At 50.9% G+C, this 20,477-nt stretch carries 30 protein-coding genes; 29 read left to right on the forward strand and 1 reads right to left on the reverse strand.

Translation table 11 applies throughout. The features are described 5' to 3' along the window. From AB1I50_RS08490 to rplQ, 10 genes are all read left to right on the forward strand, one after another. A complete protein-coding gene (locus AB1I50_RS08490; protein ID WP_407723613.1) occupies window positions 1-633 on the forward strand; it encodes an adenylate kinase in 633 nt (210 codons plus the stop codon). 2 nt (window positions 634-635) lie between these two features. Beyond that, on the forward strand, window positions 636-1,388 hold the full coding sequence (map, locus tag AB1I50_RS08495; protein WP_407723614.1) for a type I methionyl aminopeptidase: 753 nt from the start codon (window positions 636-638) through the stop codon (window positions 1,386-1,388). A gap of 9 nt (window positions 1,389-1,397) precedes the next feature. After that, the gene (locus AB1I50_RS08500) at window positions 1,398-1,640 is read left to right on the forward strand and encodes a hypothetical protein (protein WP_407723615.1); all 243 of its coding nucleotides are present in this window, start codon (window positions 1,398-1,400) and stop codon (window positions 1,638-1,640) included. Window positions 1,641-1,644: 4 nt separating this feature from the next. After that, entirely contained in the window at window positions 1,645-1,863 is a 219-nt protein-coding gene (infA, locus tag AB1I50_RS08505; RefSeq protein WP_407723616.1) for a translation initiation factor IF-1, read from the forward strand. 148 nt (window positions 1,864-2,011) lie between these two features. After that, window positions 2,012-2,125, forward strand: coding sequence for a 50S ribosomal protein L36 (rpmJ, locus tag AB1I50_RS08510; protein WP_015523208.1), 114 nt, complete (start codon window positions 2,012-2,014; stop codon window positions 2,123-2,125). A gap of 70 nt (window positions 2,126-2,195) precedes the next feature. After that, the gene (rpsM, locus tag AB1I50_RS08515; RefSeq protein ID WP_407723617.1) at window positions 2,196-2,564 is read left to right on the forward strand and encodes a 30S ribosomal protein S13; all 369 of its coding nucleotides are present in this window, start codon (window positions 2,196-2,198) and stop codon (window positions 2,562-2,564) included. Between the two features lie 14 nt (window positions 2,565-2,578). Further along, window positions 2,579-2,977, forward strand: a complete 399-nt coding sequence (rpsK, locus tag AB1I50_RS08520) for a 30S ribosomal protein S11 (RefSeq protein WP_407723618.1) — start codon at window positions 2,579-2,581, stop codon at window positions 2,975-2,977. A gap of 24 nt (window positions 2,978-3,001) precedes the next feature. Continuing rightward, on the forward strand, window positions 3,002-3,604 hold the full coding sequence (rpsD, locus tag AB1I50_RS08525) for a 30S ribosomal protein S4 (protein WP_407723619.1): 603 nt from the start codon (window positions 3,002-3,004) through the stop codon (window positions 3,602-3,604). Between the two features lie 164 nt (window positions 3,605-3,768). Beyond that, entirely contained in the window at window positions 3,769-4,722 is a 954-nt protein-coding gene (locus AB1I50_RS08530; protein WP_407723620.1) for a DNA-directed RNA polymerase subunit alpha, read from the forward strand. 39 nt (window positions 4,723-4,761) lie between these two features. Then, complete coding sequence (gene rplQ, locus AB1I50_RS08535) at window positions 4,762-5,103, forward strand: 50S ribosomal protein L17 (protein WP_407723621.1); 342 nt, start codon at window positions 4,762-4,764, stop codon at window positions 5,101-5,103. 345 nt (window positions 5,104-5,448) lie between these two features. Here rplQ and AB1I50_RS08540 read toward each other — a convergent pair whose 3' ends face one another. After that, entirely contained in the window at window positions 5,449-6,339 is an 891-nt protein-coding gene (locus AB1I50_RS08540) for a DUF6291 domain-containing protein (protein ID WP_407723622.1), read from the reverse strand. Window positions 6,340-6,954: 615 nt separating this feature from the next. On the opposite strand from AB1I50_RS08540, the gene AB1I50_RS08545 reads away from it, so the two are divergent. From AB1I50_RS08545 to AB1I50_RS08635, 19 genes are all read left to right on the forward strand, one after another. Then, window positions 6,955-8,001: an IS30 family transposase gene (locus AB1I50_RS08545; RefSeq protein ID WP_407723623.1), complete on the forward strand. Its 1,047-nt coding sequence runs from the start codon at window positions 6,955-6,957 to the stop codon at window positions 7,999-8,001. A gap of 268 nt (window positions 8,002-8,269) precedes the next feature. Next, the gene (locus tag AB1I50_RS08550) at window positions 8,270-8,743 is read left to right on the forward strand and encodes a terminase small subunit (protein WP_407723624.1); all 474 of its coding nucleotides are present in this window, start codon (window positions 8,270-8,272) and stop codon (window positions 8,741-8,743) included. Then, window positions 8,736-9,980, forward strand: a complete 1,245-nt coding sequence (locus AB1I50_RS08555; RefSeq protein WP_407725331.1) for a PBSX family phage terminase large subunit — start codon at window positions 8,736-8,738, stop codon at window positions 9,978-9,980. The genes AB1I50_RS08550 and AB1I50_RS08555 overlap by 8 nt, the downstream gene beginning before the upstream one ends. A gap of 10 nt (window positions 9,981-9,990) precedes the next feature. Next, complete coding sequence (locus tag AB1I50_RS08560) at window positions 9,991-11,133, forward strand: serine/threonine protein phosphatase (protein ID WP_407723625.1); 1,143 nt, start codon at window positions 9,991-9,993, stop codon at window positions 11,131-11,133. Next, window positions 11,126-12,106: a hypothetical protein gene (locus AB1I50_RS08565; protein WP_407723626.1), complete on the forward strand. Its 981-nt coding sequence runs from the start codon at window positions 11,126-11,128 to the stop codon at window positions 12,104-12,106. Before AB1I50_RS08560 ends, AB1I50_RS08565 begins: the two co-directional genes overlap by 8 nt. 12 nt (window positions 12,107-12,118) lie before the next feature. Continuing rightward, window positions 12,119-12,454 carry a hypothetical protein gene (locus AB1I50_RS08570; RefSeq protein WP_407723627.1) on the forward strand — a complete coding sequence of 112 codons (336 nt, stop codon included), beginning with the start codon at window positions 12,119-12,121 and terminating at the stop codon, window positions 12,452-12,454. A 13-nt stretch (window positions 12,455-12,467) separates the two neighbouring features. Beyond that, entirely contained in the window at window positions 12,468-13,472 is a 1,005-nt protein-coding gene (locus AB1I50_RS08575; protein WP_407723629.1) for a phage major capsid protein, read from the forward strand. A gap of 13 nt (window positions 13,473-13,485) precedes the next feature. Beyond that, window positions 13,486-13,836: a hypothetical protein gene (locus AB1I50_RS08580; RefSeq protein WP_407723630.1), complete on the forward strand. Its 351-nt coding sequence runs from the start codon at window positions 13,486-13,488 to the stop codon at window positions 13,834-13,836. A gap of 4 nt (window positions 13,837-13,840) precedes the next feature. Continuing rightward, window positions 13,841-14,221, forward strand: a complete 381-nt coding sequence (locus AB1I50_RS08585) for a hypothetical protein (RefSeq protein ID WP_407723631.1) — start codon at window positions 13,841-13,843, stop codon at window positions 14,219-14,221. Next, window positions 14,184-14,624, forward strand: a complete 441-nt coding sequence (locus tag AB1I50_RS08590) for a hypothetical protein (RefSeq protein WP_407723632.1) — start codon at window positions 14,184-14,186, stop codon at window positions 14,622-14,624. The genes AB1I50_RS08585 and AB1I50_RS08590 overlap by 38 nt, the downstream gene beginning before the upstream one ends. Further along, a complete protein-coding gene (locus AB1I50_RS08595) occupies window positions 14,617-14,985 on the forward strand; it encodes a hypothetical protein (protein ID WP_407723633.1) in 369 nt (122 codons plus the stop codon). Before AB1I50_RS08590 ends, AB1I50_RS08595 begins: the two co-directional genes overlap by 8 nt. Then, window positions 14,978-15,112, forward strand: coding sequence for a hypothetical protein (locus AB1I50_RS08600; RefSeq protein WP_407723634.1), 135 nt, complete (start codon window positions 14,978-14,980; stop codon window positions 15,110-15,112). Before AB1I50_RS08595 ends, AB1I50_RS08600 begins: the two co-directional genes overlap by 8 nt. Then, window positions 15,109-15,624: a LysM peptidoglycan-binding domain-containing protein gene (locus AB1I50_RS08605; protein WP_407723636.1), complete on the forward strand. Its 516-nt coding sequence runs from the start codon at window positions 15,109-15,111 to the stop codon at window positions 15,622-15,624. The genes AB1I50_RS08600 and AB1I50_RS08605 overlap by 4 nt, the downstream gene beginning before the upstream one ends. Further along, window positions 15,618-16,556 (forward strand): hypothetical protein, encoded by a 939-nt coding sequence (locus tag AB1I50_RS08610; RefSeq protein WP_407723637.1) that lies wholly within the window; start codon window positions 15,618-15,620, stop codon window positions 16,554-16,556. Before AB1I50_RS08605 ends, AB1I50_RS08610 begins: the two co-directional genes overlap by 7 nt. 20 nt (window positions 16,557-16,576) lie before the next feature. Next, on the forward strand, window positions 16,577-16,882 hold the full coding sequence (locus tag AB1I50_RS08615) for a hypothetical protein (protein ID WP_407723638.1): 306 nt from the start codon (window positions 16,577-16,579) through the stop codon (window positions 16,880-16,882). A gap of 1 nt (window position 16,883) precedes the next feature. Beyond that, window positions 16,884-17,222, forward strand: coding sequence for a hypothetical protein (locus tag AB1I50_RS08620; protein ID WP_407723639.1), 339 nt, complete (start codon window positions 16,884-16,886; stop codon window positions 17,220-17,222). After that, complete coding sequence (locus AB1I50_RS08625) at window positions 17,209-18,264, forward strand: baseplate J/gp47 family protein (RefSeq protein WP_407723640.1); 1,056 nt, start codon at window positions 17,209-17,211, stop codon at window positions 18,262-18,264. The genes AB1I50_RS08620 and AB1I50_RS08625 overlap by 14 nt, the downstream gene beginning before the upstream one ends. A 1-nt stretch (window position 18,265) precedes the next feature. Beyond that, a complete protein-coding gene (locus AB1I50_RS08630) occupies window positions 18,266-18,742 on the forward strand; it encodes a putative phage tail protein (RefSeq protein ID WP_407723641.1) in 477 nt (158 codons plus the stop codon). Between the two features lie 255 nt (window positions 18,743-18,997). Then, on the forward strand, window positions 18,998-20,437 hold the full coding sequence (locus AB1I50_RS08635; protein WP_407723642.1) for a hypothetical protein: 1,440 nt from the start codon (window positions 18,998-19,000) through the stop codon (window positions 20,435-20,437). Window positions 20,438-20,477 lie beyond the last annotated feature (40 nt).

Below are 20,477 nucleotides of genomic sequence, written 5' to 3' on the forward strand. Positions count from 1 at the left end.
ATGAACATTATCATGTTAGGCGCTCCGGGTGCAGGTAAAGGCACACAGGCCGCTGTACTCTGCGAGCACTTTGGTATTCCCACTATTTCAACCGGAAACATGATCCGTGAAGCGCTGAAAAACGGCACTGAGATGGGTCTCAAGGCTAAGTCCTACATGGACGACGGCAAGCTTGTTCCCGACGAGGTTGTAATCGGTATCGTCAAAGAAAGACTTTCCGAGGACGACTGCAAGAAGGGCTTCATCCTTGACGGCTTCCCGAGAACCATTCCCCAGGCTGAGGCTCTGGACAATATGGGCGTTGATATTCAGTACGTCATCAACATCGACGTTGCTGATGAAAGCATTATCAAGCGTATGTCCGGACGCCGTGTCTGCGAAAATTGCGGCAGACCCTATCACATTGAGAGCTTAAAGCCTCAAAAGGACGGGGTTTGCGACGATTGCGGCGGCACCCTTGTTCAGCGTAAGGACGACCACCCCGACACCGTGCTCGCACGTCTCGATGTTTACCACAAAGAGACCGAGCCTCTTGCAGACTACTACCGTAAGCAGGGCAAGCTTGTTAACGTAGAGGGTCAGAACACCGTAGCGGACACAACCGCGGCGGTTCTTAAGGCAATCGAGGCTTAAGAATGGTGTCAGTCAAAACAGCGCGGGAGCTCTCATTAATGAGAGACGCCTGCCGTATCTCGGCGCAGGCGTTGCGCGTTGCAGGCGAGGCTGTAAAGCCCGGCGTATCGACACTTGAAATTGATACTATTGTCCGCAGTTTTATCGAGAAACAGGGAGCCTCTCCCTCGTTTCTCGGTTACGGCGGCTTTCCTGCAAGCACGTGTATTTCCGTAAACAACGTGGTCATCCATGGCATACCGTCAAAGGACAAAATCCTTGAGGAAGGCGACATAGTGAGCGTTGATGTTGGAGCTTACTATAAGGGGTATCACGGCGACAACGCCTATACCTTTCCGTGCGGCAAAATCAGCGCGAACGCGCAGGCTTTGCTCGACGCCACAAGGGAGAGCCTGTATGAGGGAATTAAACAGGCTGCCGCGTTTAACCGCATAGGCGATATCGGCAACGCGGTTCAAAGGTATGTTGAAACTCGCAGTTACTCGGTGGTACGAGATTACGTCGGCCACGGCGTAGGTGCGAAACTGCACGAAGACCCAAGCGTACCAAACTTCGGTACACCCGGCAGGGGCGCAAGGCTCATTCCGGGAATGACTATCGCCATCGAACCTATGATAAACGAGGGCACGCATTATGTCCGCGTTATGGGCGACAAATGGACAGTTAAAACGCTCGACGGCAAGCTGTCCGCTCATTTTGAACACACAATTGCAATTACCCCCGACGGTCCGAAAATTCTGACCTTGTGCGAATAAGGTGATTATATGGACATTGTTAAGGGAAGCGTTGTAAGGGCAACGGCAGGGCGCGATAAGGACAAATTCTTTGTTGTGCTGTCTACCGACGGCGTTTACGCGCAAATTGCGGACGGCAAACGGCGTAAGGTGCAAAAGCCCAAGAACAAAAAGCTGATTCACCTTGCCCCGACAAACACGGTTTATGAGGGTTCGACAGACTCCAATCCGAAAATCAGAACAATTTTAAGAAATTTCAAAAACGGAGGTTAACGATATGTCAAAACAGGACGTTATTGAAGTAGAAGGTATCGTAAAAGAAGCCCTGCCCAACGCTCAGTTTAAGGTAGAGCTCCAAAACGGTCACGTGATATTAGCTGTTATTTCAGGCAAGCTCAGGATGAACTTCATCCGCATCTTGCCGGGCGACAAGGTTACCGTGGAGATGTCTCCATACGACCTGACCAGAGGCAGAATTACCTGGAGATCCAAGTAATTCAAAAAAACGTTTGTTTAAGCAATAGTCTTAAAAGACAGCTTGCCAAACGTAAGAATAAGCCCGAAGTTTTCAGTCGAGAACAGAAGGCTTAACAAAAGTAAAACCTATGTAACGACTTAAAAAACAAAGAAAGGAATGATTATTAGTGAAAGTCAGACCTTCAGTAAAGAAAATGTGCGATAAGTGCAAGGTAATTAAGAGAAAAGGTAAAATTCTCGTTATCTGCGAAAACCCCAAGCATAAGCAAAGACAGGGCTAATTAATCGACAGAAACAATCGCACAAAATCAAATTAAAATTTACTTAAATTCTATATGGAGGTGCAACTGAATGGCTCGTATAGCAGGCGTTGACTTGCCGAGAGATAAAAGAGTTGAGATCGGCTTAACCTATATTTTCGGTATCGGTCGTAAAACTGCAACAGACATTATTGCTGCAACAGGCGTTAATCCCGACACTCGCGTTAGGGATTTAACAGAAGAAGATGTTTCAAAGCTCAGAGAATATATTGAGCACCACTGCCGCGTAGAAGGTGACCTTCGCCGTGACATCGCTTATGATATTAAAAGACTTATTGATATCGGATGTTACCGCGGTGTTCGTCACAGAAAGGGACTCCCCGTAAGAGGCCAGCGTTCAAAGACAAACGCCCGTACACGTAAAGGTCCCCGTAAGACTATGGCGAACAAGAAGAAGTAAGGAGGTTCACGACTATGGCAGCACCAAAAGGCAAGAAGGTTATCCGCCGCCGCCGTGAGCGCAAGCACATCGAGAAAGGCGCGGCTCATATCCAGTCTACATTTAACAATACTATTGTTACTATTTCCGATACACAGGGTAACGCTGTTTCTTGGGCAAGCGCAGGCGAGCTCGGATTCAGAGGTTCAAAGAAGTCTACTCCGTTTGCGGCTCAGTCAGCAGCCGAGACAGCCGCTAAAGCTGCAATGGAGCACGGTATGAAATACGTCGAGGTTTATGTAAAGGGACCCGGACAGGGCAGAGAGGCAGCTATCAGAGCGCTTCAGACAGCAGGTCTTGAGGTAACAATGATCAAAGACGTTACACCAATTCCTCACAACGGATGCCGTCCTCCCAAGAGAAGACGTGTGTAGTATTATTAAAGGAGGAAATTATTAATGGCTAAGAATATGCAGCCAATCGCAAAGCGTTGCAGAGCGCTTGGCATTTCGCCCGCCGTTATGGGTTACAGCAAAAAGACCTCTAACAGAAATCCCGGCGGAAAAATGAGAAGAAAAAAGAGCGAGTACAGCATGCAGCTTACCGAGAAGCAGAAGGTTAAGTTTATCTACGGCATTCTCGAAAAGCAGTTCCGCGCTTACTATGAGAAGGCTGAAAAAGCTGAGGGCAAGACCGGTGAGGCTCTGCTTTCACTCGTAGAGCGCAGACTTGACAACGTTGTTTTCCGTCTCGGACTTGCAGCTACAAGACGCGAGGCAAGACAGCTTGTTAACCATGCTCACTTTACCGTTAACGGCAAAAAGGTTAACATCCCCTCTTACATCGTTAAGGTTGGCGATGTTATCACAGTAAAGGAAAAGAGCCGTTCAACTGCAAGATTTAAGGCTATCGCTGAGGGCGAGAACGCATCATCCCTCACTCCCAAGTGGCTTGAAAAGGACGAGAATCTCCTCGGCGGCAAGGTTGTAGCTCTTCCGCAGAGAGACGATATCGACTATCCTGTTGAAGAACACCTCATCGTTGAGTTGTACTCCAAGTAATCTGGTGCCCTTTGGCACATACTCTGCATGCTGCCGTTTTGCGGCGGCGGCAGGGCTTTAGGCGCGTACTCCGCGTTTGCTCCGGCGCGTGCCGGATTTTCAAGAATGATTTTATACGACAGATTACAAGCCGTCATTGACGGCATATTAAGGAGGATTCGCGAATGATTGAAATAGAAAAGCCAAGAATTGAAACAGCTGAATTAACCGAGGACGGAAAGTACGGCAGATTTATTGTTGAACCGCTTGAGCGCGGCTTCGGCAACACTCTCGGCAACAGCCTTCGCAGAGTGCTGCTTTCCTCACTTGAGGGCTGTGCTGTCACATCAGTTAAGATTGACGGCGTTCTTCACGAATTTTCAACTATCCCGGGCGTTAAAGAGGACGTAACCGAGATCGTACTCAACCTCAAGAGCCTTGTTCCCAAGCTCCACGAGGTTTGCCCCAAGGTTGTCGAGATCGACGCCGAGGGCGCAGGCGAGGTAACAGCCGCCAACATAAAGTGCGACGACGAGGTTGAAATCCTCAATCCCGAGCTCCATATCGCCACTCTCGGCGAGGGCGCAAAGCTCAATATGGAGATTACCCTCGACAGAGGCAGAGGCTATGTTCCCGGTGAGCGCAACAAGCAGCTCGCAGGCAACAACGTTATCGGCGTTCTGCCCATCGACTCAATCTATACGCCCGTATTAAAGGTAAACTACACAGTTGACAACACCCGTGTAGGTCAGATTACCGACTATGATAAACTAACGCTTGACGTTTGGACAAACGGCGTTATCAGCGCAGAGGAAGCGGTTTCTCTTGCCGCAAAGGTACTCACCGAGCACCTCAACCTCTTTGTTAACCTCTCAGACAAGGCTTCCTCGGCGGAAGTTATGGTTGAGAAGGACGACAAGGGCAAGGAGAAAATCCTCGAAATGACAATCGAAGACCTCGATTTGTCAGTGCGTTCGTTCAACTGCCTCAAGCGCGCAGGCATCAACACTGTTGAAGATTTAATTAATAAGTCCGAAGAGGATATGATGAAGGTTCGCAACCTGGGCAGAAAGTCGCTCGAAGAGGTTGTACAGAAGCTCAATTCTCTCGGTTTCGGTCTCCAAAAGGAAGAGGAATAATTCTAAGTCCTTTTATAAAACGGTAAAGGAGTGAATACAATGCCAGGTACAAGAAAACTGGGAAGGACAACAGCACAGAGAACAGCAATGCTCCGCGCTATGGTTACTTTCCTTCTCGAAAACGGCAAAATTGAAACAACAAACACTCGCGCCAAAGAGGTTCAGGCTATGGCGGAGAAAATGATAACAACCGCAAAGACTAACACACTTCACAACAGACGCCTTGTTTTGGCTTTTGTTACTAAGGAAGACGTTGTTACAAAGCTCTTTTCAGAGATTGCTCCCAAGTACGCCGAGCGTAAGGGCGGCTACACAAGAGTTACCAAAATCGGTCCCCGCCGCGGCGACGGCGCCGAGATGGCTGTTATCGAGCTTATCTAAAATAAGATAAAAAGCTTTATTCGGGAGCTGAGTTTTTCTCAGCTCTCGATTTTTTTATTTTAAATGATTGTAGGGGCGGACCCATGTGTCCGCCCGCAGGACAGGAACATATCATTTGATATATAAACGTTTTGTGTGCTGAATTATACGTTCGTTTATCGCTATAAAATCGGATTGTCCGGTAAACACGGTTCACGTTTCCCGGGCGGACACACAGGTCCGCCCCTACAGTTAAAATTATGAGTTAAATTAAAATTACGCACCATATTAATTCATTCGGGAGCAAAACGTTTCGGAAATATCAACTTATATACCCGACCGAAATTATCAATTTTCCATTTTCAATTATCCATTAATCCCAAACTTCTTCTTCTCCCAGCCTTCCTCGTCAACAAAGTCCAGCGTGTCAAGCTTCATTACCTCGCGTAAATCATAGCTTGTCTGCCTCCTCGGCGGAGTGTAAGGCGGAGGTGAGGGCTTTTTCGGCAAGGGGTTGTCATACGCGCCCGACATTATCTTTTGCAGGTGTTCGGGCTGCATAATCCAGTCAAAATTACAGCCGTACCACTTGCCGTTCCTGCCTGTCAGAAAGTCAGATTGCTGTACGCGCTCAAACAGCTCGTCAAATGTAACTCCATCCAACAGCTCCATAGCATTGTCTACAGCACACCGCCTGCTTAGACTGTCAGTTGCAGTCACCATATCACTGCATATGCTGTTGTATGAATTATAAACAGAAGAATAATCAACTTGATTACAAGGAGAATTAGAGAGATAAGAGAAATCAGAGAGAGAAGAATTATCTTCTTTCTCTTTTTTATTCTCTATTTCTCTTTTCTCTTTCTCTTTATTCTCATTTTCTTTTTTATCTTCATCTTTCTCTTTATCTTTCTCTTTATCTTTATCTTCATATTTCTCTTTATTTTCATCTTCATCTTTATCTTTATCTTCCCTGCTTTTGCATGCGGTTGCAGAGCCGTCCTTTTTATTATAGCGTTTAAGGGCGTTTGCTCTCATTTTTTCGCACTTTTCATTGTATGCTTCGTACTGCCGCGCGATTACGTTTGTAAACACGTCAACAACGGTGTCAACGGCTATGTCGCCCGTTTCCTCAATTTCGCCGCCGTCGGCAAAATTATAGATTGCTTTAAGTACCTTTCCCGCCTGTTCGTCTGACAAACGGTTGACAAGGCTGCGGTTGTCGTTGTGCAGATAAAATAACTTTGGTTTTTTCATATTATATATACCTCCGGATTGTTTTTACGGTTTGGGGGATTTTTTATTTTTAAAATACCCCTCCACCTATAAGCCCAAATCCGGAAAAATTGCAGTGTTTTATGCAATTTACGTTAAAAAAAGTTTAGATTTTAGAGTTAAGAGTTATGAGTTATGAGTTGAGAGTTGAGAGTTGAGAGTTATGAGTTGAGAGTTGAGAGTTTAGAGTTTAATAATTTAGCGGAAATGTTTGTTTAAAAATTTAAAGCCTCCCCCGTCACTTGTTACGGGGGAGGTGGCACGCCGCCAATGCGGCGTGACGGAGGGGGCGGCTTTTCCAATAACGCCCCGTTTTGAATTGTAATCAACACGTCTGTTTATCGCGATTAAAACGTACCGTTCGGTAAACGCGGTTCACGTTTCCCGGGCGGACACACGGGTGATTCCCCTATCAGGGGAAATGTCACGAAGTGACAAAAGGGTTGCCGTTGTGCTAAGAACGCCCCTACATCTTTCAACTAAAAAATTTTTTTGGCGCATTGTAAAATGAGGTTGCAACAATAAAAAAATAGTCCATAGGGACAATTCTGTAGTAGAATTGAGTTTACGCTCACCAATTCGAAAGGAATCATCACTATGGACAACCCTAATTGTAGCACGGAACACAAGAAATATCAACACCTGTCTTCTGAAGAACGACACATAATTGAAGTGCGCTTCAATGAGGACAAGTGGACGATCTACGCAATAGCCAAAAGTCTTGGCAGACCATACAACACGATCAAAAACGAGATCAACCGTGGTACGGTATATCTCTACAACGGAAAGATAGCCAGATATAAGGCTGACAAAGGCGAGGAAGCATATCGTGAACATCGCAAGAACAGCTGCCGCAATTACCGTTGCCTTGAAACTGCAAAGTTTCTCAGATATGTTGAAGATCAGTTTTTCGATGAAGGATGGTCGTTGGACGCCGCAGTAGGTCACGCAAAAGCCAACGGACTGTTTTCCTCTAAAGAAATGGTGTGTACCAAAACGCTGTATAACTATGTTGATTCAGGTCTGCTTAGAATCAAGAACATCGATTTGCCTGAGAAACTGTCGAGAAAGACTAAAACCAAGAAAGATCGAGAAAGCAAGCGAAAACTCGGCAATAGTATTGAGCAGCGTCCTGACATAGTGGATACCAGAGAAGAATTCGGACACTGGGAAATCGATAGTGTGATCGGCAGGAAGGTCGAAGGCGAATCTCAGGTGATGACAATAGTCGAGCGCAAGCTTAGAAAGTCCATATGGATCAAGGTGAGAAATCACTCTGCCGAAGCGATAGATGAGGCGCTATCCGCTCTGATTGATCAGTTCGGAGATAAATACAATGAAGTATTCAAAAGCATTACCGGTGATAACGGATCCGAATTCGCTAACCTCTCTCAGATTGAATCAAAAGGCATAGCCGTATATTTCACTCATCCGTATTCGTCCTACGAAAAAGGAACTAACGAGTGCCACAACAAAATGCTGCGCAGATTTATACCGAAGGGCAAAAGCATTGACGACTACAGCGCTGACGACATCCTCTACTTTGCGGATAAGATCAACAACCTGCCCAGAAAGATTCTGGGCTACAGAACCCCGGAAGAGCTGTTCGAGCAGGAACTCGACCGCATATATGCTGCCGCGTGAGCCGCGTCGCCGCGAGTTTTTCGAGGGAGGAGCGTAGCGACGAGCGAGGAAAACTCGCGGCGATCTACTACAGACTCAAAAAATGTTGCAACTTGCTATTGCAATTTGCGAAAAAATTTTTTTAAAGAATTTTTTTAAAAATTGCATAAAAGTATGCAATTTTTTGAGTTTTGGGCCTATAAGTGGAGGGAGGTTTTACAAACGACTAAATGACAATCATTATTTCAATCAAAAGTCACAAGCAAAATATTCCCTTCAAAAATCGGAGGTGAAATTTATTGACAGCAAATTAAAGGACAGGGAAAAACAGTTTTGCGCGTGTTACGCCGAGACAGGCGACGTCAGGCTGTCGGCAAGGCTTGCAGGCTACCGCCTGAACAGCCGCGCGAAGGGCATTAAGCTTTTATCGAGGGACGATATCCGCGAGGAGATTGAAAATCTCCTGATTTCAAAGGAAAAGCTTGCCAAGCGGCTGGCGGTGCTGGGCTATCGAAGGCTTGCGTTCGGCGGTGTGAACGACGCCGTGTCGCTCATCTGTTCCGAGAATGCGATGGAGCAGGATTTGAGCGGAATGGATTTCTATATGATTTCCGAGATTAAAAAGCCGAAGGACGGCGCGCTGGAGGTCAAGTTCTTCGACCGCATCAAGGCGCTTGAAAAGCTCGAAAACGCCTGTGCAGATACGAGCGCCAAGAGCCTGTTCGACGCTATCGGCGGACAGGGCGGTGAGGAAGATGATTAAGCGCTTCTCAAAAAAACAGCTTAAGGTTTTACGGTGGTGGCACAAAAATTCGCCGCACTACAGCCGCGACGCGATTATCTGCGACGGCGCTGTGCGGAGCGGAAAGACGTTTTGTATGTCGCTTTCCTTTATAATCTGGAGCTTTTACGAGAACGGCGGCTCGGACTTTGCGCTTTGCGGCAAGACGATCAGTTCGCTTCGGAGAAATATGGTTACTCCGATTATACCCCTGCTGAACTCGCTCGGCTTTGTCTGCGAGGACAAGCTCAGCCGCAATATCCTAACGGTCAGCTACGGCGGCGTTACCAACCGCTTTTACCTGTTCGGCGGCAAGGACGAATCGTCCGCCTCGCTGATTCAGGGTATGACGCTCAGCGGCGTTTTGTTTGACGAGGCGGCGCTTATGCCGCGCTCGTTTGTCGAGCAGGCGCTTGCGAGGTGCTCGGTTAACGGCTCGCGGTTTTGGTTCAACTGCAACCCCGAACACCCCGAGCACTGGTTCTACCTTGAATGGATTAAAAAGGCGGAGCGCAAAAACGCGCTTTATCTGCACTTTACGATGGACGACAATCCGTCGCTTTCAGACCGCGTTAAGCGCAGGTATGAAAATTTGTACTCGGGCGTGTTCTACGAGCGGTTTGTAAAGGGCAGGTGGGTTGCCGTGTACGGCGCTGTCTACCCGTTTATGAGCGATGAAAAAATGTACTGCGATGTGCCTACAGGCGGCTTTGACCGCTATGCCGCGTCGGTTGACTACGGTACCGTGAACCCTGCCTCGATGGGGCTATGGGGCAGGCAGAACGGCGTTTGGTACAGAATTGACGAGTACTATTTTGACTCGCGCAAGGAGGGCTGTCAGAGAACCGACGAGGAGCATTACGACGCTCTGTGCCGCTTGTGCGGCGACCGCAAAATTTCAGCCGTGGCGGTTGACCCGTCGGCGGCGAGCTTTATTGAGGTCGTCAGGCGGCATGGAAAATTCAGCGTAAAACCCGCGCAGAACAGTGTTGTTAACGGAATACGGCGTGTTACCCAGGCGCTGAAGGACGGAAGTATCAGGATTTGTAACACGTGCGCGGCGTCACGTCGCGAGTTTATGCTTTACAAGTGGGACACCGCCAAGCGCGACGACGTCCCCGTGAAGAAAAACGACCACGCGATGGACGATATCCGTTATTTTGTTACAACGATTATGGACGGCGGAACAGGCGCGGTTGCGTTTGCCGCCGAAAGATAGGAGGAAACCTGTGTTTGGAAGAAAAAAGCACAGCGGTAAAGCGAGTGTGCAGACGGTCGCCAAAAAGCCTGCTTCAAGCGCCTTTCCGCAGTTTTGGAACAGCGACGCGCTGACTGCTGCGGAGCGCGGTCTGTACTCCGCTCTCAGGGAAGCCGTGCCGGTTATCGACGCGGCAATCGGTAAGATTGTAAGGCTTTCGGGCGGCTTCAGGGTTGTCACCGAGGACAAGCGTGCTCAGAAGCTTGCCGACGACTTTGTTAAGAACGTCGCGGTCAACAGCGCAGGAATGGGGCTCGGCGGCTTTGTCAGCGCCTACCTCGACAGTCTGCTGACCTTTGGCGAAGCGGTGGGGGAGATGATACCCTCGCCTGACGGCAGGGGAATATCCGCACTGTACAACGCAAGCCTTGACGACGTTGAACTGAGCTTCGGGGAAAATCCGCTCGACCTACGAGTGAGCGTGAAGGGCTGCGGCGAGAACTCTCCCGTTAAATATCCGCAACTCGTCGTCGCCGGAATTCTTAACCAGAAGTCCGGCAAGCCGAGGGGCACCTCGATTTTGGCAGGGCTTCCGTTTGTAAGCTCTATTATGCTCAGAATTTTGGAGTCGCTCAAAACAAACTGGGAGCGAATCGGTGACGTCCGCTTTGCCGTGACGTGCAGTCCCGGCGCTGACGGAGTTTTCACCGAGGAAAACGCAAGGCTGATTGCCGACGAGTGGAAAAAGGCTATGCGAAGCGACACCGTATGCGATTTTGTGGCGCTGGGAGATGTGAGCATTAAGGCAATCGGGGCTGACAATCAGCTTCCCGACTGCGAAGTGCCTGTCAGGGTGATTTTGGAGCAGATTGTCGCAAAGCTCGGTATACCGCCGTTTTTGCTCGGTCTGAGCTGGTCGAGCACCGAGCGTATGAGCGCTCAGCAGGCGGATATTCTGACGAGCGAGCTCGAGTTTTACCGCTCGGCGGTAGAGCCTGCGATCAGGAAAATCGCCGGAATGCACCTGCGTCTGTGCGGCTTTAACTGCGGCTTTGATGTTGAATGGGACAACATCAATTTGCAGGACGAGGTGGAGCTTTCCCAGGCAAGGCTCAACAACGCAAACGCCCTGAAAACAGAGAGAGAAGTTGGTTTGGAGGTAATGGATGAATAACAGAGGGACCGTCACCAAGGACGCGGTTATCGGCGGCAGCACAAGCCGCCCGACGGACGAGGAGCTCGGGCTTATCAATGCCTACACGCGCCGTGAGCTTAGCGCCGATGAGGTTTATGTATTCTCGGTTGTGCTCTGCGACAACGACGTTGACCGCGACGGCGAGCGCTTCACCGTGGAGTCGCTCTTTGAGCTTGAAAAGCTCTTTGTCGGCAAGACGGGGATTTTTGACCACAACCCGTCCGCCAAGAACCAGACCGCGAGGATTTTTGCCTGCGCGGTCGAGAGCGGCGGCGGAAAAAAGACCGTCACCGGCGACGATTATTTTTGCCTGATGGCGAGGGCGTATATCCCCGTAAATCCCGACACCGCCGCGGTGATTTCCGCGATTGACAGCGGAATTATCCGCGAAGTCAGCGTGGGCTGCGCGGTCGAGAGAACCGTTTGCAGTATCTGCGGCGAGGATATCGGAATGTGCCCCCACAAAAAGGGCGAACAGTACGGCGGCAAGCTCTGCTGCGGCGAGCTCGTAAAGCCGTACGACGCCTACGAATGGAGCTTTGTTGCCGTGCCGTCGCAAAGGCAGGCAGGCGTTACAAAGTCCTTAAAAAGAAAGGAAGTCACAATGGAAGAAATTATGAAAAGACTTGAAAAACAGGGAGGTCTTAACCTCAGCGACGGCGAGCGCGAAAAGCTCTGCGCCTATATCAAAAACCTTAAGTCAAGCGCGAAGGACGGCGTTTATTACCGCGACAGCCTGAGCGCCGAGGTGCTCAGACTTTCCGCGGCGGTTCAGCCCGAAGTCTCACGCGAGACAATGGACTGTATCGCAAAGTCACTGTCAGTGGCGCAGCTTGACGAGCTCAAACGCGCCTTTGAAAAAAAGCTCGGCAACAGCGTAATGCCCAAGCCGCAGCTTTACACGTCAAAATCAAAAAAGGACTCGCAGAGCAACCGCGAGTTCAGCATTTAAGGGAGGAAAATTATGGGAATCAGTTTTAAAGGATACGGCGAAAACGTCGTTACATTCAACGCCGACAGCACGCTTACCGAGGCAGGCGTGCCTGTAAAGATGACCGCGGACAGCACCGTCGGCAAGTGCTCCGCAAACGATAAGTTCTGCGGAATTTGCGTTAATCTGCGCGACGGCTACGCGGCTGTTCAGCTTTCGGGCTATGTTGTAGTGCCTGCCGCCGCAAAGCTCAATGTGGGTTATCAGAAGGTAGCGGTGAACTCCGCAGGCAAGCTTGCCGCAAACGAAAACGGCAGAGAGGTGCTCGTTGTAATTTCGAGCGCAACCGAAGCCGGTATCATTCTTTAAGGAGGAAAAGTTAATGGCAAATTTTGAAAATATCACAATCGAAAAGGGTATGTACCAGACCAAGGGCGGTTTGACCGCCGCTCTCGAAAAGCTCGACCCGTCCGAAAACTACATCGGCACTGCGCTTGAGGGGCTCGACGCTTTTTCAAGACAGCTCAAGCGCTTTGACATCAGGGTGAGCGGCAGCGGCAGCGACTGCGTTGAAAAGTTCTTCCAGACCTCAAACTCCGCCGCGCTCTTTCCCGAGTATGTGAGCCGCGCGGTTGCTCAGGGTATGGAGCGCGCAGACATTCTGCCGAACATCGTGGCAACCGTGACCGACATTGAGGGTATGGACTACAGAAGTATCGCGTCCGTACCCGGCGATGACGACAAGGAGCTTAAGGTCGTAAACGAGGGCGCGTACATTCCGCAGACAAACATCAGAACACGCGAGAACCTCGTCAAGCTCCACAAGCGCGGCAGAATGTTGGTCGCTTCGTATGAGGCGCTCAGGTTCCAGCGCCTTGATTTGTTCACCGTCACCCTCAACCAAATCGGCGCTTACATCGCGAGAGCACAGCTTAAGGACGCAATCGGCGTGCTCATTAACGGCGACGGCAACAACAACGCGGCTGCCAACGTAAACGCGGCAACTCAGGGCGAAATCTCCTACGGCGACTTGGTAAAGCTCTGGTCGAACCTCGCGCCCTACGAGCTCAACACTATCCTCGCGCCCACTGCCGAGATGGAGAAAATCCTCTCGCTTTCGCAGATGCAGGATTCTCACGCAGGGCTCGATTTTCAGGCGACAGGTAAGATGATTACTCCCCTCGGCGCTAACCTTCTTCACGCTCCCGAGATGCAGTCCGGCAGGATTATCGGTCTTGACAAAAACTGCGCTCTCGAGATGGTGCAGGCAGGCGGAGTTATCACCGACTACGACAAGCTGATTGACCGTCAGCTCGAGCGTGCCGCCGTAACCTGCACCGCAGGCTTCTCAAAAATCTTTACGGAAGCGGCAAAGACGCTTTCTTAACGGAGGGAAAGGTTTGAACATCGCAAATGTTACGGCAGGGTTTGCGGCTTACACGGGGCTTTCCGGCGACGAGCTGTTAAGTCAAAGCGCGCTTATCGAGAGCGCAGTCGATTATATTGACTCGATTACAGCCGTGGAAAATCCCGATGAGCGGCAAATCAAAAGGCTTGAAAACCTCAGCGCGGTTTACGCCTACAGACTGTACGAAATGCGCGGCTCAGACGTTACTTCCTTTACCGCGGGCGACGTAAAAATTACGTCGTCCGCCGGCGGTAAGGGCGGCGCAGAGGCGCTTTGGCAGGAGCAAAAAAAGCTGTGCTCCGATATTTTACGCGCTGAAAACTTTTTATTTGGCAGGATGTGAGCAGATGGGAATGTTAAACAGCGTTACCGCGATGATTGACCGCTACGGCAACAGCGTTACCGTAAAAAACGGCGGAATAAATGTTAAAACGCGCGCGTTTGTCGAGCCGCTCAGGTACAAAAATAAAATTTACATCGGCGGCAGGTATCACCCCCTAGGCGGATACGACAACGAAAAGTACCTCTACATCGGCAAGCCGTCCGTCGCGCTGGGCGAGGAAGCTACCGTTGTGGAGTGCGCAGGGGAGAGCTACGTCGTCAAAAGAGCCGAGCTCTACCGCGTCAGCGATACCCCTGTATATGCCTGGGCAATTTTGGCTCGCAGCAACGGGCGGATGGAGGATGAGTATGATTCGGATAAATCGACATTTGGATATGATTATTAACAGCCTTAAAGGCTGCGCGGAGCTCGAAAGCATCTGCTTTGTCAGGGGCTATACAAATCAGCGGATTGAAAGCCCCGTAAGCGGCTTTACCGCGGCGGTGATTTTGCTTGAAACCAAGCTCAGGGAGAGCTACCTCGGCGGCGATATCGACGCGGATATCAAGGGCGGAATATATTGCGCCGAGGCTGAAATCAGGCTCTACGCTCCGAGGAACGAAAACGGCAGCGGACTGTCGCACCTCGCGGCGGTACTGCTTGACAGGCTAAAGGACGTTAAGGCAAATTGCGCTCTTAGCGGCTTTAGCGCAGGGCAGATTGAGTTTGACGCAAATCTGAACGCGGTTTTCCGCAGGATAGGCTTTGAGCTTGAGCTGCCGGTTTTGCAGGAGGCAGGGGATGAGTAAGCTTAAGTTTGTTCACGGCGACGGCGTGAGCGTGAAAATCAACGGCAGAGCAGTCGGCGGAATACTCTCGGCGGAATGCGGCGTTAAAAATAATTTGATGAAAATTCAGGAGTTTTTGACCGTCAAGCCTGTTTATTCCGAAAAATCGCCCGAATACACGCTCGTCATAAAGTCGCGGTACGATTTGTCCGACTTGCCGGACGGCGAGCGGCTAAGCAGCGTTTCGTTTGAATACGGCGGACGGAAAATCACCTACTCGGGCTGTGCGGTCGGGAGCACCTCGGCGCGTATGCTGCCGGGAAAACTTACGGAATACAGCGCGGTTTTAAGCGCTTCGGACAGGAGTGTTGAATATGTATGAGGAATATTTTGATTTAACGCGCGGCGGCGCGGTTCAGGATACCGAGGAGCTCAGCGAACAGCTCGAGCTCGAAAGCCTGCGCTACAGCCGCCGCCTCAGCGAGGAAGATGAGGCGAGGCAGAGATGAAGCTGATACCGATGAGGTTTATGGGGTATGAGTGGCACCATAATCCGCGCGAGATTACCTTTGAATGTGAAAAATCCGTTACCGAGCGCCTTGTGCCTTACGATGTCTCGCAAATTCAGCAGACAGGGCGGAAAAATATGGTGATTAAGGGCACGGGAGAGCTCTACGGAGAGGATTGTATGGAGCAGTTCGAAAGGCTCTTTGAGCTTTTCAGGCGCGGCGGCGCAGGAGTGCTCGCGATTGAGAACACCGAGCCTGTTTTCGCCGTGTTTAAAAGCGTGAAAATCCTCGGCGCTCCAAAGGAAAACGTGCTGACCTACGGCTTTGTTTTCAGGGAGGTTATGGAGGAAAAGGAGAGCGGCAAAAATACCTTCCACACCGCACGCGACGGCGAAAATCTGTGGGATATATCCTACAAGTATAACATCGTCATCGACGAGCTCGTGCGGCTAAATCCGCAGATTAAACGTCCCGACATTGTCGCAGAAGGCGAGGTGATCCGCCTGTGTTGAGGTATGAAATTAAACTGAAAAACGGCGAAGTGAGGGACGATTTCAAGGTTTTCTCCGCCGTGTGGAAAAGCGAGCTCGACGTTCCTGCCGACAGCCTCAGCCTTAACTGCGCCTACGACGGCGAGATTTTTAATCAGGGCGACAGGCTGTCCGCCTACGACGGCGATACGCTGATTTTTGACGGACAGCTCGACGAGCTCTCGCGAATTCACAGCGGCAGCGGAGTACTGCTCAGCCTTTGTGCAAGGAGCGCCGCGGCGGTTCTGCTCGACAACGAAGCCGAGCCGCTCAGCTACCGCAATCCCACCGCCGTGCTGATGTACCGCAGGTATCTTCAGCCGTTCGGGCTTGACGACGTTGAGCTTGACGAAACGCCGATTGTCGGATTTATGAGGATTGACAAGGGTATGACCTGCTACCGGGCGCTCGAGCTTTTCTGCAAGACGCGCTACGGCTCAAAGCTCAGGGTTTCGGGCGCAGGCAGGGTGTACCTCAGGGGGTATAGTAACGGCAAGACCGTTAAATTCGGCGCGGACGGCGTAAAATATTATTCTATAAAAGAAAATAAAAGCCGGTACAAGCTGATTTCAGAGGTTCGCCTAAAGGTCAAGACCACCGCCGGCTACCTTTCAAAAATGATTAACGCCAATCCCGAGTGCAGTCACATCAAGCGCGCGCGGTACGTCAACACCACCGCCGAGAACAACAGCCTTACAACCGCCGACAACATCATCCGCCGCAGTAACATTGAAGGGCACAAAATCACCCTGACCATCCGCGGCTGCGTGACGGATATCCTCGGCGCAAGGGCTGAGCTTGACGACGGCGTTTTCGGCAAAATCAGCGGACTTACCGTCAGCAAAATCACCTACTCGCTGAGCGGCAGCGGCGAATACACAACGGTCGTCTTAGGCGACAGAGAGGAGAGTTGACAATGTGGCTGTTAAGCTATATGACAAAAAATTCACTTGAAGCTCCCGAAGCGGCAAAGGGAAATGTGTACGATAACGGCACTTCCGTAGCCGCGTCGGGCGAGCACAGAAGCCTGCGCGCCTGCCTGCCCTACGGTGTAGCGAGCATTCCGCCGAAAAACGAATGTGCGGTGGTGCTTCCGCTCGACGACGGCGAGGTGTCGCTCGGCGTTTTGGCGGATACCGAAGGTCTGCAGGAGGGCGAGGTAAAGCTAAGCTCCGCAGGCGGCGCGAGCATTGTGCTGAAAAACGACGGCAGAGTGCTGATAAACGGCAGGGAGGTCTGAGATGACGGACGTTAAAATCGAAAATCACGACGTTGCTCTCGACAGCGCAGGGCGAATGGTTTATCTCGACGGCGCGGACGCGCTGTTTCAAAGGGCGGTAATCAGCGCCTCGGTCGGCAGGGGAAGCTTTATTTACGACCGTACTCTCGGCTGTGACTACACCTTTAACCCCGATGACGAATTTGCAAACCGCAAGGTCGCGCTCGGCATTAACGAGGCGTTCGCGAGGTTTTACAAAACCTCGGCCGAGGTGCAGGACATCGGGCAGAGCGTTACCCTCAAAATCACGGTGAATTCCGAAAGCAGAACACAGGAGGTGCGTTTAATTGGAGACGTATGATGAAATTTACAGAAGAATGAGCGAAAAATACACCGCGGAAAGCGGCTTTGAAATTGACCCGTCGAGCGATATCGCAATCCGTCTAAGGGTGCTCGCAGGCGAGATTTACAACGCCGGATGCAGTCTTGACTGGCTAAAGCGGCAGATGTTCGCAGACACCGCGACAGGCGAAAACCTCGACAAGCTCGCCGCGCAGCGCGGAATTGTCCGCAAGCCTGCAAAAAAGGCTGAGGGCGAGCTGATTTTCAGCGTGAACGAGCCGCTCGATTACCCCATAGAAATTCCTGAGGGAACCGTTGCCGCGACCTATGGCGAAACGCCGGTCAGGGTGTACACCGCTCAGTCGGCGGTGCTTCCGCAGGCTACTTATTCGGTCAGGGTTGCGGCAAAGGCGGAGCTCCCCGGCTACAACGGCAACATCGCCTCGGGCACTGCCGAGGTTCCCGTCAACGTGCCGGCAGGTATCGACGCCGTGACTAACACGACGTTTATCGGCGGAGACAACGAGGAGAGCGACGAAACCCTGAGGTCGAGGGTTATAGGCTCCTACCTCAACCGCCCCAACCCTGCAAACGCGGCGTTTTACAAACAGCTTGCCGAAAGCGTTGACGGTATCGACAAGGCAGGCACGCTTGAAAGGTTCAGCGGCGCAGGCACGGTCGGAGTGTTCGTCGCGAGAAAGGACTGGGACGTAACCGACGAGGCTCTTGCCGAGGTCACGGAGCTTATCGATAAGAACAAACCCCTCGGCGCAGTCGCTTCGGTTCAAAGGGCGAGCCACCTCGATGTCGATTTGGAAATCAGGGTAAAGGCGAAGGAAGGCTACGAGGAGAGCGAGGTAAAGCGCATGGTGACCGACGCATTTACCGACTACATCGGCACAATCCCCGTGGGCGGTTCAATGCTCTTGTCTACCCTCGGCAACTATATCTACTCAACGGGCTGTGTCAGGTACTACATTTTTGACCAGAGTATGCAGAACGAAGGCGCGAGCGGTTCGCAGTTCTTCCGCCCGGGCGACATTTCGATTACGGTGATATAATATGGACAGCTTAACTTCTATGAAACAAAAGCTTATGCCCCTCGGACTTTACGACCTCGAAGGTCAGTCTGAGGTGCTCTGCGAGTTAAAGGCTTACGCCGAGGGGCTCGATTTGCTCTTTGAGTATATCGACGAGCTGTTTCGCGAAAATTACATTGCCACCGCCGAGAGCTACGGACTGAGCAGGCGTGAGGAGATTATCAGCAGGGAACACCCTGAGCAGACGGCTTCACAGCGCAGAGAGGCGCTGATTTACTTTGAAAAAACCGTCAAAACCACCCTCAACGACGATGACTTTGCCGAGTTTTTGGAGAACATCGGCGTAACCGATTACACATTGGATGTCCGCCTCAGGCAGGGCGAGTTCAACATCACCATTGCCGACGAAAAAACCGACGGCGAAAAGGCGCTTTTGGAACAGCGTATCCGAGCCGAAATACCGGCGCATATGACCTGCAAATTTCACTATCCCGAATAATTTTAAATTAATTATATAAATCAACGCCTCTTTAAGCTTTTTTTAATAATTGTGATTTATAATACGGTTACAATAAATAATAATCCTTAATAAAAACTTTAATTAGATGTTAACGGAAAAATTCGCAGAACAAGGCGGAGGACGAAGGAAGGCTGTCGCCTTCCGAGGACGACAACGTAGTTATGTGAAGTTTTACGCAACAGATAATAAAGAGTTTTATTGAGGTTTAGTATTATAGCTTAGGAGGCGTTAATAATGAAAGCAAGAGTAAGTAAAAGATGTATGTTTTTAATATCGGTTTTGGTTGTGCTTTCGATGGTCGCGTCCTTTGCGGGCTGCGGACAATCACAGAGCAGTACGGCAACGGCTGATTCGGCGGATTCTTCTGCTGTTGAAACCACCGTACAATCCGAAACCGCCGCGCAAAAATCCGCAAAGCTAAGCGAGAGCGATATCGAAATTAAAAACACTATTGAAAATACCGCCGACGGCGAGCACGCAATCACCGTTGACGGCAAGACCGAGAGCTACTCAAACACTCTCGTAAATAAAACCGGTGAAGCCGACGGCGACGAGGCGGACTTCTACGGCGAAAACTCCGCGGTATTCGCGACAAACGGCGGAACGCTCGATTTGTCGAATATGGTAGTCAAGACGAACGGTACCCACGCAAACGCGGTGTTCACCTACGGCGAGGGCACGACCGTCAACATCTCGGACAGCTATATCGAAACGAGCGGAAACTGCTCGGGCGGACTGATGACCACCGGCGGAGGAACTACAAACGCAAGTAACCTTACAATTACCACATCGGGCAACTCCTCGGCGGCTATCCGCTCCGACCGCGGCGGCGGAACGATGAACGTCACAGGCGGAAGCTACACCACAAGCGGAGTGGGTTCTCCCGTAATCTACTCGACCGCGGACGTCACCGTAAACGACGCGGAGCTTGTTTCGAATACCTCGCAGGGCGTTGTTGTCGAGGGTAAAAACTCAGTTACGCTCAACAATTCCAACCTCACCGCCGACAACAACAAAAAGAACGGCAGCCATTCCGACTACTACCAGGCGGTTATGATTTACCAGTCGATGTCGGGCGACGCCGCAACCGGACTGTCAAGCTTCACGATGAACGGCGGTACGCTCACGAACAAAAACGGCGATATTTTCTTCATCACCAACACAGCGACCGAGATCAACCTAAAGGGCGCTCAGATTACGAATAACGACTCAAACGGCGTGTTCCTCAGAGCCGCCGCGGCAGGCTGGGGCAAGGACGGCTCAAACGGTGGTCAGGTTACATTAAACGCCGACGGTCAGACCATTAACGGCGATATGATTGTCGACAGCGTGTCAAACCTCAACCTTTATCTTAAGGGAAATTCCTCTTACACCGGCGCGATTAATTCAAGCGGTCAGCAGGGCGGAGTATATGTTGAAATAGAGAGCGGCTCTACCTGGACGCTCACCGGGGATTCCTACATCACATCGCTGACCTGCGCCGAAGGAGCAATTAACCTCAACGGTCACAGCCTTTACGTAAACGGCGTTAAGTACACAGGCTCGGCTTCAACCGGACAGGCGATTGAGACCACCGTGGCTTCATCATCAAGCGGCAGTGGTAACGGCGCTCCCGACGGAAAGCCCGACGGAAAGCCCGGCGGCAATCCCCCGGCGAAACCCGGAGAGAATTGATAATTGATAATTTTGGTCGGGGAGATAGGTTTGCATTTCC

It is taken from the genome of Ruminococcus sp. NATIVEDY161, assembly GCF_045819895.1.
Taxonomy (GTDB): Bacteria; Bacillota; Clostridia; order Oscillospirales; family Acutalibacteraceae; genus Ruminococcoides.

Bases quoted from the DNA above. Each gene is read 5' to 3' on its own strand.
- AB1I50_RS08620 (WP_407723639.1), top strand. From the start codon at position 16,884: ATGACGGACGTTAAAATCGAAAATCACGACGTTGCTCTCGACAGCGCA.
- AB1I50_RS08545 (WP_407723623.1), top strand. From the start codon at position 6,955: ATGGACAACCCTAATTGTAGCACGGAACACAAGAAATATCAACACCTG.
- AB1I50_RS08575 (WP_407723629.1), top strand. From the start codon at position 12,468: ATGGCAAATTTTGAAAATATCACAATCGAAAAGGGTATGTACCAGACC.
- AB1I50_RS08595 (WP_407723633.1), top strand. From the start codon at position 14,617: ATGAGTAAGCTTAAGTTTGTTCACGGCGACGGCGTGAGCGTGAAAATC.
- AB1I50_RS08615 (WP_407723638.1), top strand. From the start codon at position 16,577: ATGACAAAAAATTCACTTGAAGCTCCCGAAGCGGCAAAGGGAAATGTG.
- AB1I50_RS08555 (WP_407725331.1), top strand. From the start codon at position 8,736: ATGATTAAGCGCTTCTCAAAAAAACAGCTTAAGGTTTTACGGTGGTGG.
- rpsD (WP_407723619.1), top strand. From the start codon at position 3,002: ATGGCTAAGAATATGCAGCCAATCGCAAAGCGTTGCAGAGCGCTTGGC.
- infA (WP_407723616.1), top strand. From the start codon at position 1,645: ATGTCAAAACAGGACGTTATTGAAGTAGAAGGTATCGTAAAAGAAGCC.
- map (WP_407723614.1), top strand. From the start codon at position 636: ATGGTGTCAGTCAAAACAGCGCGGGAGCTCTCATTAATGAGAGACGCC.
- AB1I50_RS08530 (WP_407723620.1), top strand. From the start codon at position 3,769: ATGATTGAAATAGAAAAGCCAAGAATTGAAACAGCTGAATTAACCGAG.
- AB1I50_RS08570 (WP_407723627.1), top strand. From the start codon at position 12,119: ATGGGAATCAGTTTTAAAGGATACGGCGAAAACGTCGTTACATTCAAC.
- AB1I50_RS08630 (WP_407723641.1), top strand. From the start codon at position 18,266: ATGGACAGCTTAACTTCTATGAAACAAAAGCTTATGCCCCTCGGACTT.
- rpsM (WP_407723617.1), top strand. From the start codon at position 2,196: ATGGCTCGTATAGCAGGCGTTGACTTGCCGAGAGATAAAAGAGTTGAG.
- AB1I50_RS08565 (WP_407723626.1), top strand. From the start codon at position 11,126: ATGAATAACAGAGGGACCGTCACCAAGGACGCGGTTATCGGCGGCAGC.
- AB1I50_RS08635 (WP_407723642.1), top strand. From the start codon at position 18,998: ATGAAAGCAAGAGTAAGTAAAAGATGTATGTTTTTAATATCGGTTTTG.
- AB1I50_RS08605 (WP_407723636.1), top strand. From the start codon at position 15,109: ATGAAGCTGATACCGATGAGGTTTATGGGGTATGAGTGGCACCATAAT.
- rpsK (WP_407723618.1), top strand. From the start codon at position 2,579: ATGGCAGCACCAAAAGGCAAGAAGGTTATCCGCCGCCGCCGTGAGCGC.
- AB1I50_RS08590 (WP_407723632.1), top strand. From the start codon at position 14,184: ATGATTCGGATAAATCGACATTTGGATATGATTATTAACAGCCTTAAA.
- rplQ (WP_407723621.1), top strand. From the start codon at position 4,762: ATGCCAGGTACAAGAAAACTGGGAAGGACAACAGCACAGAGAACAGCA.
- AB1I50_RS08490 (WP_407723613.1), top strand. From the start codon at position 1: ATGAACATTATCATGTTAGGCGCTCCGGGTGCAGGTAAAGGCACACAG.
- AB1I50_RS08500 (WP_407723615.1), top strand. From the start codon at position 1,398: ATGGACATTGTTAAGGGAAGCGTTGTAAGGGCAACGGCAGGGCGCGAT.
- AB1I50_RS08600 (WP_407723634.1), top strand. From the start codon at position 14,978: ATGTATGAGGAATATTTTGATTTAACGCGCGGCGGCGCGGTTCAGGAT.
- AB1I50_RS08585 (WP_407723631.1), top strand. From the start codon at position 13,841: ATGGGAATGTTAAACAGCGTTACCGCGATGATTGACCGCTACGGCAAC.
- AB1I50_RS08540 (WP_407723622.1), bottom strand. From the start codon at position 6,339: ATGAAAAAACCAAAGTTATTTTATCTGCACAACGACAACCGCAGCCTT.